At 66.4% G+C, this 14750-nt stretch carries 11 protein-coding genes and 1 tRNA gene; 6 read left to right on the forward strand and 6 right to left on the reverse strand.

What is annotated here, in order from left to right; genetic code table 11:
- Positions 1–34: 34 nt before the first annotated feature.
- From RAB70_RS08945 to thiS, 4 genes are all read right to left on the reverse strand, one after another.
- Positions 35–1903, reverse strand: a complete 1869-nt coding sequence (locus RAB70_RS08945) for an SLC13 family permease (RefSeq protein ID WP_010341810.1) — start codon at positions 1901–1903, stop codon at positions 35–37.
- A 66-nt stretch (positions 1904–1969) separates the two neighbouring features.
- Complete coding sequence (gene trmB, locus RAB70_RS08950) at positions 1970–2755, reverse strand: tRNA (guanosine(46)-N7)-methyltransferase TrmB (RefSeq protein WP_148828484.1); 786 nt, start codon at positions 2753–2755, stop codon at positions 1970–1972.
- Positions 2756–2765: 10 nt separating this feature from the next.
- On the reverse strand, positions 2766–3560 hold the full coding sequence (locus RAB70_RS08955; protein ID WP_017910410.1) for a thiazole synthase: 795 nt from the start codon (positions 3558–3560) through the stop codon (positions 2766–2768).
- A 56-nt stretch (positions 3561–3616) separates the two neighbouring features.
- A complete protein-coding gene (thiS, locus tag RAB70_RS08960; protein ID WP_017914741.1) occupies positions 3617–3817 on the reverse strand; it encodes a sulfur carrier protein ThiS in 201 nt (66 codons plus the stop codon).
- Positions 3818–3989: 172 nt separating this feature from the next.
- Here thiS and RAB70_RS08965 point away from each other — a divergent pair, with 172 nt between their 5' ends.
- The 3 genes from RAB70_RS08965 to RAB70_RS08975 all read left to right on the forward strand — a co-directional run bounded on the left by RAB70_RS08965 (position 3990) and on the right by RAB70_RS08975 (position 7382).
- Positions 3990–5810, forward strand: a complete 1821-nt coding sequence (locus RAB70_RS08965) for an autotransporter domain-containing esterase (protein WP_017911948.1) — start codon at positions 3990–3992, stop codon at positions 5808–5810.
- Between the two features lie 261 nt (positions 5811–6071).
- Positions 6072–6145 (forward strand) — tRNA-Gly (locus tag RAB70_RS08970).
- A gap of 376 nt (positions 6146–6521) precedes the next feature.
- The gene (locus tag RAB70_RS08975; RefSeq protein WP_148828483.1) at positions 6522–7382 is read left to right on the forward strand and encodes a hypothetical protein; all 861 of its coding nucleotides are present in this window, start codon (positions 6522–6524) and stop codon (positions 7380–7382) included.
- 117 nt (positions 7383–7499) lie between these two features.
- Here RAB70_RS08975 and RAB70_RS08980 read toward each other — a convergent pair whose 3' ends face one another.
- Positions 7500–8120 (reverse strand): histidine phosphatase family protein, encoded by a 621-nt coding sequence (locus tag RAB70_RS08980; RefSeq protein WP_148828482.1) that lies wholly within the window; start codon positions 8118–8120, stop codon positions 7500–7502.
- Positions 8121–8311: 191 nt separating this feature from the next.
- Between RAB70_RS08980 and RAB70_RS08985 the strand changes: the two genes are divergently transcribed.
- Positions 8312–10360, forward strand: a complete 2049-nt coding sequence (locus tag RAB70_RS08985; RefSeq protein ID WP_192578922.1) for a phosphocholine-specific phospholipase C — start codon at positions 8312–8314, stop codon at positions 10358–10360.
- Positions 10361–10769: 409 nt separating this feature from the next.
- Here RAB70_RS08985 and RAB70_RS08990 read toward each other — a convergent pair whose 3' ends face one another.
- Positions 10770–13079, reverse strand: a complete 2310-nt coding sequence (locus RAB70_RS08990) for a TonB-dependent receptor (RefSeq protein ID WP_148828480.1) — start codon at positions 13077–13079, stop codon at positions 10770–10772.
- Between the two features lie 281 nt (positions 13080–13360).
- Between RAB70_RS08990 and rimK the strand changes: the two genes are divergently transcribed.
- Entirely contained in the window at positions 13361–14254 is an 894-nt protein-coding gene (gene rimK / locus RAB70_RS08995; protein ID WP_026143298.1) for a 30S ribosomal protein S6--L-glutamate ligase, read from the forward strand.
- Positions 14255–14552: 298 nt separating this feature from the next.
- Positions 14553–14735 carry a hypothetical protein gene (locus RAB70_RS09000; RefSeq protein WP_148828479.1) on the forward strand — a complete coding sequence of 61 codons (183 nt, stop codon included), beginning with the start codon at positions 14553–14555 and terminating at the stop codon, positions 14733–14735.
- Positions 14736–14750 lie beyond the last annotated feature (15 nt).

Genomic DNA, 14750 nt, shown 5'->3' on the forward strand with positions numbered 1-14750 from the left:
CGCGCAGGGCGCGCGCTTGCGGTGCGACGCGCGGCTACAGCGCGTGCCACCAGCCCATCGACATCAGGTTGACCATCAGCACCACCACCAGGGTGTAGACCAGCGACAGCGGGCCGCCGACGCGCCACAGTTCGCGCGGCTGGTAGTTGGCCGGGCCGGTGATCATCGAGATCACCGGATTGGACGCGGTCATCAGGTTGTTGGACGCCGACAGCGCCACGATCAGGGCGAACGCGGTGGGATTGCCGCCGGCCGCCAGCGCCAGGTTGACCGCGATCGGCACCATCACGATGGTCGCGCCGACATGGCTGATCACCAGCGAGAACGCGGTGGTCAGCAGGCCCAGGGCGATCTCCAGCGCCCACACCGGCATGCCTTCCGGTAGTCGCGCAATGGTATGCCCGGCGACCCAGGCCGCCGCGCCGCTGCTGTCCATCGCCCAGCCCAGCGGGATCAGCCCGGCCATCAGGAACACGGTCTTCCAGTTGATCGCCGCGTAGGCCTCGTCCATGCGCAGCACGCCGGTCAGCAGCATGCCGGCCACGCCGGTCATCAGGGTCAGCGCCACCGGCAGCCTGGAGGTCAGCGCGATCAGGATGGTCAGGGCGAAGATCGTCATCGCGATCTTGAACTTGTGCGGGCGGTGCTCGCCCTTGGGGTAGTCGGTGACCACCACGAAGTCGCGGCTTTCCGAGGCCTGCGCCAGATCCTGCCAGATGCTGTGGAACACCAGCATGTCGCCGGCGCGCAGCGGCACCTTGCGCACGTCCTCGCGGATCACCTGCTTGTCGCGGTTGATCGCCAGCAGGCTGATCCCGGCCTGCTTGCGCAGGCGCAGTTCTGCCGCGCTCTTGCCGATGAAGCGCGAGGTCGGCGGGATCACCGCCTCGGAGATGCCGGCGCGGCTGGGGTTGAACAGGTCGCCGAGGTTGCGCAGGCGCGAGGACAGGCGCAGGAACTGGTTCTGCGCGAAATCGGCGACCTGCTGGCGCGCGCCCATCACCCCGAGCACGCTGCCGACCCAGATGCGCATGTCCGCCGGCGGCGCCAGACGGGTGTCGTTGCCGGTCTTCAGGGCGAGCAGCAGCGGTGCGTTGTGCACGGTCTCGGCTTCGCCGAGGGTCATGCCGACCAGCGGACTGTCGGCGCTGACGATCAGCTCGAACACATCGCCTTCGATGCCGTAGGTGCGGGCGAAATAGCTCTCGGTGCGCGCCGGGGTGACGCCATCGTTGATCAGCCGCTCTTCTTCGGCCAGCGCCTTGTCGCCGCGCACGCGGAAATAGATCAGCGAGGCCGCCAGCAGCGCCACGCCGATCGGCAGCGGCGCGAACATGCGCAGCGGCTCGATGGTGGCCATGCCCGAGGGCAGGTTGTTGTTGGCCGACTGCAGCAGGTCGTTGAGCAGGATCAGCGGCGAGTTGCCGACCATGGTCAGCGCGCCGCCCATCACGATGGCCGCGGCGATCGGCAGCAGCAGCCGCTGCAGGGTCAGCCCGGTGCGTCCGGCCAGGCGCGAGGCCACCGGCAGGTACAGCGCCATCACCGACGGGTTCTGCATGAACGAGGAATTGAGCCCGGCGATGGCGGTGGTCAGCAGCATCAGCCGCTCCTCCACCCCGCGTGCGCGGCGCAGCAGCCACGAGGCCAGCCGGTTCAGCGCGCCGGTGCGCTCCAGCCCGGCGCCGAGGATGGTGGTGGCGATGATGCTCATCACCGCGTTACCGGAGAAGCCGCTGAACAGCTCCTCCGGCGCGATCAGGCCGGTGACCCCGAGCACCACCAGCACCACCAGCGCCACCACGTCGGCACGGATCCGCTCGAACACGAACATCGCCATGGTGAAGCCGACCAGCCCGAGCACGAGCTTCATATCGGTGGTCAGCGTCAGCGCGGTATCCATGCGAGGCCGGGAATGGGGAATCGGGAATGGAGAATGGCAGAAGCGGCCGGTCGTCGCAGGTCGTCGCTAGCGGGGGGCGGCAGACGAGGGCTCTTCCGATTCCCCATTCCCCGTTCCCGATTCCCGGTCGTACAGCAAATCCCACACCCCATGCCCCAGATTCTGGCCGCGGGTCTCGAAGTGGGTCTGCGGGCGCCAGTCCGGGCGCGGGACGTGGCCGCGCGGGCCGGCGCGGTTGACCAGGCCGGGGGTGGCGTCGAGCACGTCCCACATCTGTTCGGCGTAGTCGGCCCAGTCGGTGGCGCAGTGCAGGCGGCCGCCGGCGCGCAGCTTGCGCACCAGCAGCGCGGCGAAGGCCGGCTGCAGCAGGCGCCGCTTGTTGTGGCGCTTCTTGTGCCAGGGGTCGGGGAAGTAGATGCGCACTTCGTCCAGGCTGCCGTCGGCGATCTCGTGCTGCAGCACCTCCACCGCATCGTGGTGGTACAGGCGCACGTGATCGGCGCCGTCCTCGGCCAGGGCGTTGAGCAGGCGGCCCACGCCGGGCGCATGCACCTCGATGCCGATGTAGTCGCGGCTGGGGTCGTGCTGCGCGGCATGGCGCAGCGCGGCGCCGTTGCCGAAGCCGATCTCCAGCACCTTGGGCGCGGTGCGGCCGAAAGTGGCGTCCAGATCGCGTGGCTGGCCGCTGTAGTCCAGGCCGAAGCGCGGCCACAGCGCGTCGAACGCGCGCTGCTGCGCCGGCGTGAAGCGCCCCTGGCGCAGCACGAAGCTGCGCACCTGGCGATGGCCTTCCTCGACGGTGAAGGGTTTCGGCGGGGTCTTGGCGCCGGCGCTGGAGAACGGATCGGTCATGCCTGCGACCTCACCCGATCAGTCCGTCGACCGGCGAGGAGGCGCTGGCGTAGCGCTTGCGCGGGATGCGCCCGGCCAGGAACGCCTCGCGGCCGGCTTCCACCGCCTTGCGCATGGCGCTGGCCATCAGCACGGGATTGCGCGCGCCGGCGATGGCGGTGTTCATCAGCACGCCGTCGCAACCGAGCTCCATCGCGATCGCCGCGTCCGAGGCGGTGCCGACGCCGGCGTCGACGATGATCGGCACCTTGGCGTTGTCGATGATCTCCAGCAGGTTGTAGCGGTTCTGGATGCCCAGGCCGGAGCCGATCGGCGCGGCCAACGGCATCACCGCCACGCAGCCGATCTCTTCCAGGCGCTTGGCCAGGATCGGGTCGTCGCTGGTATAGACCATCACCTCGAAGCCGTCGGCGACCAGGATTTCCGCGGCCTTGAGGGTCTGCACCACGTCCGGGAACAGGGTGCGCTGGTCGCCCAGCACTTCCAGCTTGGTCAGGTTGTGGCCGTCGAGCAGTTCGCGCGCCAGCCGGCAGGTGCGCACCGCGTCCTCGGCGGTGTAGCAGCCGGCGGTGTTGGGCAGGATGGTGTACTGCTCCGGCGGCAGCACGTCGAGCAGGTTGGGCTCGCCCGGGTTCTGGCCGATGTTGCTGCGGCGGATCGCCACGGTGACGATCTGCGCGGCGGCTGCCTCGGTGGCCAGGCGGGTCTGTTCGAGATCGGCGAACTTGCCGGTGCCGGTGAGCAGGCGCGAACGGTAGGGTTTGCCGGCGATCACCAGCGCATCGTGGGGGGCGGGAGCGTTCATCGGCGGATTATCGCCCATCGCACCGGCCCTGCCGAGCCCGCGCACGGCGGTGAGATTCAGCCGCCGCCCAGCGCGTGCACGATCTCGACCCGGTCGCCGGCGTGCAGTTCGTGCTCGGCATGCGCGCCGCGCGGCACGATCTCGCCGTTGACCTCGACCGCCACGCGCCGCTGGCCCAGTCCTTCGGCCTGCAGCAGCGCGGCCACGGTGGTGGCCGGCGCCAGCGTGCATTGTCTGCCGTTCAATTCGATGTTCATGCCATCATTGTGCAATGTGCGCCGTGGGCGTGCGAGTCGCAATCTTGCGGCAGTGCAACGTGAGCGTGTCCGGCAGAGGTGGAATGATGTCGGCCATGCGGCTACGTATGGTGCGGCCGCTCCCCCGTTTCGCTGCATTTCTCGTGTTCCATTTCTGCCCGGGAGGGCTTCCATGACTTCGTCCATCCGTCCGCTCCGCTCGCTGCTCGCCGCCGCGATCGTGCTCGCCGCCGCACCTGCGTTCGCGCAGTCCACCTATAGCCGCACCGTGTTCTTCGGCGACAGCCTGACCGACGCGGGCTACTACCGTCCGCTGCTGCCGGCCTCGGTGCGTGCGGTGACCGGCCAGTTCACCACCAACCCCGACTTCGTCTGGGCGCAGTACGTGGCCGAGTACTACGGCACCAACGCCGCCGCCAACGGCAACGGCCAGATCGGCGACGACTATGCCGCCGGCAATGCCCGTGTCGGCGTGGCCAACCCGAGCGCGCTGGGCGTGGCGCCGTCGCTGGCCACCCAGGCCAGCAACTACCTGGCCGCCAACGGCGGCAAGGCCGACCCGAACGCGCTGTATTCGGTGTGGGGCGGTGCCAACGACCTGTTCGCCATCGCCGGCGGTGCGCCGGTGCAGGCCACCATCGGCAATGCCGTGACCGCCGAAGTGGGCATCGTCGCCAGCCTGCAGAACGCCGGTGCGCGCTACGTCATGGTCAACAACCTGCCGGACGTCGGCATCACCCCGCGCTTCCGCGCCGGCGGCGCCGCGGCGATGGCGCAGGGCACCGCGCTCGCCACCGCCTACAACACCGCGCTGTTCTCCGGCCTCAAGAGCGCCGGGCTGCGGGTGATCCCGGTCGATACCTTCCACCTGCTGCAGGAAGTGGTGGCCAACCCGGGCGCCTACGGCTTCACCAACGTCACCGGCACCGCCTGCCAGCCGCAGATCACCGCGCAGTCGCTGACCTGCAACCCGACCAGCTACGTGAGCGCCGATGCCGCCGACACCTACGTGTTCGCCGACGGCGTGCACCCGACCGGCCGCACCCACGAACTGCTGGCGCAGTACGCGCTGTCGATCCTGGAAGGCCCGCGCACCCAGCAGATCCTGACGCACTCGGCGCAGATGGTCGGCCGCTCGCGCGCCGACCAGGTCGCCTGGCACGTCGACGGCCGCCCGGAAGCGGATGGCGTGCGCTGGTGGGGCAACCTGCGCGGCGACATGCAGCGCTACCAGCATGGCGACCTGTACGACGGCATGGCCCCGGCGGGTCTGTTCGGCGTGGATTGGTCGCGTGGCGAGTGGGTGTTCGGCGGCTTCGGCGGCTTCGGTCGCACCGATGCCGACTTCGGCAACCGCGGCGGCGACTATACCCAGGACGACAGCACCCTCGGCGGCTTCGCCGGCTGGTACGGCGAGCATGCCTGGGTCAACGCCCAGGTCAGCTACACCTGGCTGAGCTACGACGTCACCCGCAAGGTCAACCTCGGCCCGGCCACCATCGAGCACAAGGGCTCGCCGGACGGCAGCAACCTGACCGCGGCGCTGCAGGGCGGCTACGAGTTCGGCGAAGGCAGCTTCAAGCACGGCCCGGTGGCCGCGGCGATCTGGCAGAAGGTCAAGCTCGACGGCTACACCGAGAGCAACCCGAACTCCAGCGCGCTGGGCTACAGCGACCGCGACGTCGAGTCGATGGTCGGCCGCATCGGCTGGAAGGCCAGCATCGATGCCGGCACGGTGAAGCCGTACCTGCAGGCCACCTACGACCACGAGTTCAAGAAGAACCAGGAAGCCACCGCGTACCTGCAGACCATGTCCGACCTGGGCGAGTACGCGGTGCCGGGCATCAACTTCGACCGCAACTACGCGTCGGTGGTGCTGGGCGCGCGGACCAAGCTGTGGGGCTTCGAGAGCAACGTCGGCCTCGCCACCACCACCGGCCAGTCGCGCGCACACGACACCTCGCTGTTCGTGAACTTCGGCGGCAGCTTCTAAGCACTGCCCGACGTTGCCTGCCTTGCCCGGCTGTGTGCCGGGCAGGGTAGGACAGATGGGGTGACGTAAACCAACGGCATTGGATGCCAGTTGTGGGAGGGGCTTCAGCCCCGACGCCTCTGATCTCGAGCCGTCGGGACTGAAGCCCTTCTGCATTTCTCCGACACCCCTACTAGGCCGTGTCGGTTTCGTCCGTACGCTGCAGCACTGCGCCGATTTCTTGCGCAACCCCCGGCCCAGCGCATAGACTGCACCGGCAACGCGGGCGTAGCTCAATGGTAGAGCTGTAGCTTCCCAAGCTACTGACGTGGGTTCGATTCCCATCGCCCGCTCCACGTTCCAACTTAGTCTGCAAGTGATTGACTGGGTTGAAGATTCAGGCCGATTGATGATTCCGAGCGATGCCCTCCGAGGTATCAATCGAGGCATCAATCTTGCCCAAGCCTCTTATCATTTCGCGCTCGGCTGGCCTGTATGCGCGCTTCTTTGTTCCCGCTGATCTGAAGCCCATGGTCGGCGCGCGCTACGTCTTTTCGACCAAGGCGAGTATCTTGGAACCATCCAATTTACTGGCTTGATTTTCTATAGGTCGGGCTTGGCGGACTATCGCGTGGGTTGAGAAGTGGAGCGCGCTTTGAGGGGCATGAAAGACGTATCGCTTTGGTGCGTCTTGACCACATTCGGAAATCGGTTGTCTCCGGCATTACAAGAGTGAACTTCATTTTGCAAATTTCAAGCGAGAATATGAATCTGGCCTCGATAGACGAGATTTTCGTCGGTCGGGGGTTTTCAAGTATCCAGGGCGAGATGTCTCTGGCGACAGCAGTTTTTGGGTCTGATAGCTATCAAAGGTTCATCAAAAATCAGTCCTTTCCAGAATTCTTTGTTGCCGCTAAGGAGCGTGAGAGTGAGCTTGGCGTCCGACTCGCGGAGTGGAATGCCACCTCTCGAGAAGAGGTTGGTAAGGCCATTGAGCTTATCTTGGATGATCCTATTCTCGATTTCTTGCGAAAGCGTGATTTGTTCGTGCGGTTCTTTCCTGAGCAACTCGGACAGATGCTCTCTGCGCATCTGCCGGCATATCAAGAAAGCGTCGAGCAGGAGGTTGAAAATCTCTGCATCGTCACGCGTGGAGCGGCCATCGATTTGAAGGGAGGCGAAGCGATTGTTGCGCGGAAGCAAATATTCAATGAGGTGGCGAGAGACGCCTTTGCGAAAATTGGGCTGTCTGTTGCCGGCGAGAAGGATGGGCTGCTTCACTTTTCTGGGGTGGGAAACGACGGTGCCAAGTTTTCGGCGCAGATGGAGCCTTTATCCCTCACTAGAATATACTTGACGTATATGTGGCCGACCATTCGATACTGGCCTTTGATGTATTTTAGCTTGGTCGTTAAGAAGAGAGTGAAGGGCGAGAAGAAAGCGGCGATCATGATGCCGCCCGGCGTCCAGTCGTTGGCAGCGCTGCGCTTGGGCAAATACGAAGACAGTCACTCGCTAGAAATTGCTGTGCGCGCCTTGGCGCTCTGGATCGAACTGGGATTTTTCGGTGGCCCAGCCAAAAAGAACTGTTGAAATGATCAGAACTTTGAGCTTTTCCGGGTGTCTGGCTGCGCTCTGCTCAGAGCAGGCCTTCGCAGTCACATGCACGACAGTGCCTTCCAAGGCCGGAAACAAGCGCATTGGACTGCACTAGGCGCGAAGCCCGAGCGTGTGATGGGTTTCGTTGAGGCGATAGAGGGTGAAGTCATTTTCTTCGATCACGATTTCATTCACGCAGCACGGCTCCTGCTTGATGCGCCAATAGCGCCTCAGCGAAAGTCCTAGGCATTGCAGCAGAAGTACCCGATTGATGCTGTCGTGGCCGACGAGGACCACGGTCTGGCCGCTGTGATGGTGCAGGATGTTCTGTAGAACCCGCATGGCGCGAACCAGGACATCCGCCAGCGTTTCGCCTCCTGGGATCACTGCGAGGTCGGGCATGGCGAACCAGGTCCGCGCCATCTCTGGCCAACCTGCACCTACCTCGTCGTGCGTCAGTCCCTGCCACTGGCCGTAATCGATGTCGGACAGGTCGTCCAGGGTCCTGGTCGGCACGCCGGTCGCTTGCGCGATTGCCGCACCGGTCCGCACGCACCGCGACAGCGGACTGGTGTAGATCGCGTGCGGTGTCCAGCTTTGCGCGACGCGCGTCGCCAAGGCTGCGGCCTGCAGTTCGCCAAGCTGCGATAGCGGCAACTCCGCACGCCCGCGGAACCGCTCGGGTGCAATCCAGTCGACATGCCCATGGCGGGCGAGGATCAGGGTGGTCATGGCCCCTTTCTCTCATTGTCTTGTCGAACCAGCGCTGAGCGGTCGCGAGCCAGCCGAGACAGCCGCCGGCGCACTGTCAAACCCGCTTCATCGACCAGCGCTAGGCTGGCCGATGCCTGAGCGTTCGCTCGTTGCCGGTGTTGCTTCTCGTGGTCGATCACAGCCGTCGTCGTTTTCTCACCCGCACGTCCATGGCCCTTGGGGCTGGCGCGACCATGCCGCTGTTGCCGGGCGTCATCCGCAGTGCGCTGGCGGTGCCGCCGGCGCGGGTCACCGGCACGCTGCAGGACGTGCAGCATGTGGTGATCCTGATGCAGGAGAACCGCTCCTTCGATCATTACTTCGGCTGTCTGCGCGGGGTGCGCGGCTATGGCGATCCGCGGCCGCTGCGGCTGCCCAGCGGCAAGCCGGTCTGGTACCAGCCCGAGCGCAAGGGCAGCGATCGTTACGTGCTGCCGTTCCGGCTCAACAGCCAGACCAGCAGCGCGCAGTGGATGAAGGATCTCAACCACGACTGGAAGGGCTCGCACGAGACCTGGAAGCACCACGATGCCTGGATCGCGCAGAAGAGCGCGATGAGCATGGGCCACTTCCAGCGCGAGGACCTGCCGTTCTACTACGCGCTGGCCGACGCCTTCACCCTTTGCGACGGCTACCACGCCTCGCTGTTCGGCCCGACCAATCCCAATCGCATGTACATGTTCACCGGCACCAGCGGCCTGAGCGTCGGCAACGACGGCGAGCAGGCGGTGAACAACCGCGACGACGGCAACTGGACCGCGGACATGGCGCGCGACAATCCGCGCTTTCCCGGCTATACCTGGAGCACCTACTCCGAGCGCCTGCAGCAGGCCGGCATCAGTTGGCAGGTCTATCAGGAGTTCGATAACTACGGCGACAACAGCCATCCGTACTTCGCTAACTTTCGCAAGCTGGACCGCGCGTCGCCGTTGTACCGCCGCGGCCGCGCCATCGTGCCTGGCTCCACCGCCGACAACGCCAAGGCCTCGCGCGGCGAACACCTGGTGGCCGCGTTCGAGCGCGACGTGCGCGCCGGTACGCTGCCGCAGGTGTCGTGGATCGTCGCGCCGTACCTGCTCAGCGAGCATCCCGAGGCCACCCCGGCCTATGGCGAATCCTTGAGCGCGCGGCTTCTGGAGGTGCTGGCCGCTTCGCCGGAGGTCTGGTCGAAGACGGTGTTCCTGATCAACTACGACGAGAACGACGGCTTCTTCGACCACGTGCCGCCGGCGTTGCCGGCGATCCGGCCGGAGCTGGGCGCCAGCAACGTGGATCTGCATGGCGAGGACTATCACGGCGTGCCGGTCGGGCTGGGGCCGCGGGTGCCGATGCTGGTGGTGTCGCCGTGGAGCCGCGGCGGCTGGGTGAACTCGCAGGTGTTCGACCACACCTCGGTGCTGCGCTTCCTGGAGCAGCGTTTCGGCGTGATGGAGCCGAACATCAATCCCTGGCGCCGCGCGGTTGCCGGCGATCTGACCTCCACGCTGGACTTCGTCGGCCACGATTCGGCGCCGGTTGCCTTGCCGGATACCCGCGACTACATCGCCCGCATCGATGCCACCGCGACGCTGCCGCCGCCACAGCGCCCTGCCCAGCAGGCGCTGCCGGTGCAGGAGCCCGGGCAGCGCCCGGCACGCGCGTTGCCGTACGATTTCGATGTGCGGCTAGAGGTGCAGGCGGACGCGCGCGTGTTGCGCATGCGCAACCGCGGCACGGCCGGCGTTGCGCTCAATACCTATGCCGACGAGGGTGTGGCCGGGCCCTGGTTCTACACACTGGCCGCCGGCAGCGAGCTGCAGGATGCGCGCCCCTGGCGCGGCGCTGCCGCCGATGCCGGCTACGCGTTGCGCGTGCACGGGCCCAATGGGTTCCTGCGCGAGTTCCATGGCGACGGGATCGGCGATGCCGGTCTGCAGGCCGAGGCCGACTACGATGCCGTCGCGCAATGCTTGCTGCTGACGCTGGTCAATGCCGGTGAGCAGCCCTGCGCGTTGCGCGTGCGCAACGGGTATCGCGGCGATGGTGGCGAGCAGGCGATCACGCTGGCTGCCGGTGATCGCACCGTCCTGCGTCTGCCGCTGCAGGCACAGCACCACTGGTATGACCTGACCATCGACAGCGCGACTTTGCCGCAGTGGCGGCGGCGCCTGGCCGGGCACATCGAGACCGGCCGGCCGAGCATGAGCGATCCGGCGATCGGCCGCGCGGTCGACGCGTAGTGGCTGCACTGGCGCTCTGATGCGTGGCCAGTTTCTGGCTGAGCACGGATGTTGCCGGAGCAGGACCTATAGGTAATGTGGCCGCTGTAGAAGTCACTGTGATCCGGGTTCACTAAGCGAGGCCATTGGCGCTTTGACCCTGTTGCAGTCGGGACTGAAGTCCCTCCCACAAGGATGGGGACGGCCTTCGACGTCGCTGACAGCGGGTGCGCATGACGCCCGGCGATGCGTCGGCGCTGGCGGCAGATTCAGTCGCGATCCTTTCGAGCGCATGCGATTCTGAAACGACGGCCAATGCCGCATGGCCATCCCCGTGCCCTGCAAGTTCGCCTCGCTCCCAAAACGCAAACGCCGCCGCTGCAAGAGCAGCGGCGGCGCGTGATGCCTTCCCTGGCAGTGTCGCGTCGGCTCAGAACTTGCCGCTGAAGGTGACGAAGAACTGGCGCGGCGCACCGGCCATCAGCGTCTGGTTGTAGCCGTTGGGGTCGGAGACGACGTAGCCATTGGTGCCGACGGTCGCGAAGTAGCGTTTGTCGAACAGGTTGGTGACGTTCGCGCTCAGGCCCAGGTTCTGGAACATGCCGACCTGGCCGAAGTCGTAGCCGGCGCTGAGGTCGAAGCGCCAGTAGCTGGGCACCGACGAGTCGTTGAGGTAGCTGATGTAGCGGCGGCCGGTGTACTTGCCGTCCAGCGAGGCGTGCCAGCCGGCGTTCTCGTAGGCCAGGCTGCTGGAGAACATCCACTCGGGGATGCCGACCACGCGCTTGCCGGAGGTCGCCACCACACCGCCGTTGAGGTAGTCGTCCTGGTAGGTCGAGTCGTCATAGGACAGCGAGTTCAGCCAGCGCAGCTGTTCGATCGGACGCCAGATCACCGCCAGGTCGGCACCCTGGCTACGCACCGAACCGACGTTGTTGAGCGTGGCCGAGCAGGTCTGGATCGCGCTGCACGGCGAGGTGACCAGCAGGCGGTCGTCGAAGGTGGTGTGGTACAGGGCCAGCGACGCTTCCACGCCGGCGCCGCGCACGCGGTAACCCAGTTCGTAGGTCTGCGCGGTCTCCGGCTCCAGCGAGCCCTTGATCGCATTGAACGCGGCCTGCGATTCCTGGAACGGGGTGAAGCCGAAGCCGGCCATGTTCTTGTTGTAGGAGGCGTAGACCTCCTGGTGATCGTCGATCTTGTAGTTGATGCCGACCTGCGGTAGCAGGTCCGAGTCGGCCTTGATCTCGCCGGCGGCATTGGACGCGGACGGCACCTGCGACTGCGCGGTGGTGTCGACGATCAACTTCTTGGCGCCGAAGTTCAGGGTCAGGCGCTCGTCCATCAGGCGCAGCGTGTCCTGCGCGTAGATCATGGTGGTGTCGGTATCGTAGTGCTGGGCGAAGCCGCGCGCGAACAGGGTGCCGTTCTTGTTGAAGTAGTACAGGTCGGTGAACGGACCGTCGAGCAGGAAGTAGTTGCGCTCCTGCACGGTCTTGGCGTTCTGGTACCAGCCGCCGACCTCGATCTCGTTGCCGGCCACGGTGAAGTTCAGCGAGCCGGTGACGCCATGGCGGTTGAGGCGGTAGTCGGTGGTGCGCATCGACAGCGGCACGCTGGGCGAGGACGCGACGTACGGCGTGGTCCACTGGCCTTCGCCGTTGTTGTCGTGGTAGTAGCCGGTCAGGTTCAGCGTGGCGCTGCCGCCGAGGTTGAACGTGCCGCTGAGCGCGGCCAGGTTGTCGCGGCGCAGGCCGGCGCCGGAGTAGTAGGACGCGTCGGCCTTGTCGTAGTCGGCCGGCAGGCCGTTGAGGCTGGCCGGGTAGCTGCCCTTACCGTTGAGCGCGTTGGCGATCTGCACCGCGCTGTTCCAGTCCGGCATCAGGTAGTCCCAATCCCAGCCGAGGACTCGCTGCGAGGTCAGCGACAGGTCCATGATGTCGTATTCCTTGCGGTGCGAGCTGTCCAGGTACAGGCTGACCCGGTTGCCATCGCCCCACTGGTACAGCGCCTTGGCGTTGGCCTGGTTGTACTCGTTGTTGCCGTAGCCCTTCCACTTGTCCATTTCGCCGTGCACCAGCGAGGTGTACAGCGAGAAGCCGTGGATGTCGCCGGTGTCGCCGCGCAGGTAGGTGCGGCGGGTGCTGTCGGAGCCGAGGGTCTGGCTGAAGCGGAAGCCGGCGTCGGCATCCGGATCGGCGGAGTAGTAGCGCACGGTGCCGCCGAGGTTGCTGCTCGACGGCGTGCCCAGGCCGCCGGCGCCCTGCGCCAGTTCCACCGAGGCCACGTTCTCGGAAATGATCGCGCGGGTCACCTGCAAGCCGTCGCTGACGCTGTAGCTCATGTTGCCCAGCGGCACGCCGTCCAGGGTGAAGCCAAGCCGGCTCTGGTCGAAGCCGTGCAGGCTGATCGCGGTGGACCATTCGTAGGCGCCGAACGGGTCGGCCGACTGGAACTGCACGCCGGGCAGCTTGTCCAGGACCTTCAGCGCGCTGGTGCCGGGGGCGGCGATTCCGATGTCCTCACGGGTGATGCGCTGCACCTGGCGGGTGGTGCCGCTGGACACGACGGTGATCGCGTCGAGCATGGTGGCATCGTTGCCGCTCGCGCTGGCCGCCGCATCGGCGGTTGCGGTGGCGGCGGCCGGCGCGGTCTCGGCCAGCGCGGCGAAGGCCGGCAGGGCGGACACGATGGCGAGCACCAGCGCGTGCGGGCGCAAGGATCTGGAAGTGGGGGTCATCGAAAGTCACCAATCAAGAGGGGGAGACGTTCCGGTCCTGCCGCGCGGGGCGCGGGCAGCCGGCACCGGGCCGGTACGCGGCCCGCCCGCCACGATGCAACGGTTTTGTGAACGTTTCGGGGCGGTCCGATGTCGGCTGTGGGACAGCACGCGGAACGTGGGTGATGGCGATCACCGCGCGTCCTGGCCTTGCCACGACGTCGGCACCTGCGGCGACGTGCGGCATCGCGGCGCCGGTGGCGCGACGTATGATGCCGGGCCTGCCACCGCCGCCGCCTTCGATGAAGCTCGCCATCCTGTCCCGCAATACCAAGCTGTACTCGACCCGGCGCCTGGTCGAGGCCGGCCGCGAACGCGGGCACACGGTGCGCGTGCTCGACCCGCTGCGCTGCTACATGCGCATCGCCGCCGGCGCTTTCACCATGCATTACAAGGGCAAGCCGATCACCGGCTACGACGCAGTGATCCCGCGCATCGGCAATTCGGTGACCCGCTACGGCACCGCGGTGCTGCGGCAACTGGAGATGATGGGCGTCTGCACGCCCAACCCGTCCGACGCGATCCTGCGCGCCCGCGACAAGCTGCGCGCGCACCAACTGCTGGCGGCCAAGGGCATCGACATGCCGATGACCGTGTTCGGCGACAACCCGGACGACACCGGCGATCTGCTGTCCATGCTCGGCCCGCCGCCGCACGTGGTGAAGTTGAACGAGGGCACCCAGGGCACCGGGGTGATCCTGACCGAGAAGGCCAGCGCCTCGCGCGGCGTGGTCGAGGCGCTGCGCGGGCTGTATGCCAATTTCCTGGTGCAGGAGTTCATCGGCGAGGCCGAGGGCGCCGACCTGCGCTGCTTCGTGGTCGGCAACCAGGTGGTGGCGGCGATGCGCCGCACCGCGCCGGAGGGCGACTTCCGCTCCAACCTGCATCTGGGCGGCACCGCCGAGAAGACCGCGGCCAGCCGTGGCGAGCAGGAGGTCGCGGTACGCTCGGCCAAGGCGCTGGGCCTGGGCGTGGCCGGCGTCGATCTGATTCGCTCCAAGCGCGGGCCGCTGGTGCTGGAGGTCAACTCCACCCCGGGTCTGGAAGGCATCGAGACGGTCTGCGGACTGGATATCGCCGGCAAGGTCATCGAGCACCTCGAAGCTTGCCTGAAACGAAAGAAATCAGGGGCTTAGTCGCATTACTGGCCGTTCGTTCTGGCTTAACACCGGTTTAATTCCGCCCTGCGTAAGCTTCTCCGGACCGCAGCTCTGCCCTCCTCAGCAGGAACGGTAATCGGGATAGAAAAACTTTCGGCCCAGGCAGCTCCGCTGCCTGGGTCTTTTTCTTGGGCGATTTGTTGGCGATCGCAGACCCCGGCCGACGCCGGGGTCGCGCTTGCGGGCATGTTTGCGCGGCAGCTACATTGCGACGCAATGGGGAACTGCGGAATGCAGGAGCCCGGATCGGTCACGGCGCCAAGGTGAGGCGCCCATGAACGTGAAGAAAGTGTTCGCACGGCAACTCAGTACAATTCGGCAGCGATCTGACTCGGGTGAACGTGTTCAAGAAGCAGGCGAGCCTGGCTTGGCGCAGGCGTTGCCGAAGAACGAATGGCAGGCCGCGCCGTTTGCGAGCGCCGTAGCTCGCGAGCGGATCGGCTGGAGCGAGAACTGATAGCGGCGACGAGCT

Origin of the sequence: Xanthomonas sontii, from assembly GCF_040529055.1 — a bacterium.
In the GTDB taxonomy this organism is placed as follows: Bacteria; Pseudomonadota; Gammaproteobacteria; order Xanthomonadales; family Xanthomonadaceae; genus Xanthomonas_A; species Xanthomonas_A sontii.

What these genes read in the sequence shown, in the direction of transcription:
- RAB70_RS08945 (WP_010341810.1), bottom strand. Translation starts at nt 1,903, where the DNA reads ATGGATACCGCGCTGACGCTGACCACCGATATGAAGCTCGTGCTCGGG.
- trmB (WP_148828484.1), bottom strand. Translation starts at nt 2,755, where the DNA reads ATGACCGATCCGTTCTCCAGCGCCGGCGCCAAGACCCCGCCGAAACCC.
- RAB70_RS08955 (WP_017910410.1), bottom strand. Translation starts at nt 3,560, where the DNA reads ATGAACGCTCCCGCCCCCCACGATGCGCTGGTGATCGCCGGCAAACCC.
- thiS (WP_017914741.1), bottom strand. Translation starts at nt 3,817, where the DNA reads ATGAACATCGAATTGAACGGCAGACAATGCACGCTGGCGCCGGCCACC.
- RAB70_RS08965 (WP_017911948.1), top strand. Translation starts at nt 3,990, where the DNA reads ATGACTTCGTCCATCCGTCCGCTCCGCTCGCTGCTCGCCGCCGCGATC.
- RAB70_RS08980 (WP_148828482.1), bottom strand. Translation starts at nt 8,120, where the DNA reads ATGACCACCCTGATCCTCGCCCGCCATGGGCATGTCGACTGGATTGCA.
- RAB70_RS08985 (WP_192578922.1), top strand. Translation starts at nt 8,312, where the DNA reads ATGGCCCTTGGGGCTGGCGCGACCATGCCGCTGTTGCCGGGCGTCATC.
- RAB70_RS08990 (WP_148828480.1), bottom strand. Translation starts at nt 13,079, where the DNA reads ATGACCCCCACTTCCAGATCCTTGCGCCCGCACGCGCTGGTGCTCGCC.
- rimK (WP_026143298.1), top strand. Translation starts at nt 13,361, where the DNA reads ATGAAGCTCGCCATCCTGTCCCGCAATACCAAGCTGTACTCGACCCGG.
- RAB70_RS09000 (WP_148828479.1), top strand. Translation starts at nt 14,553, where the DNA reads ATGAACGTGAAGAAAGTGTTCGCACGGCAACTCAGTACAATTCGGCAG.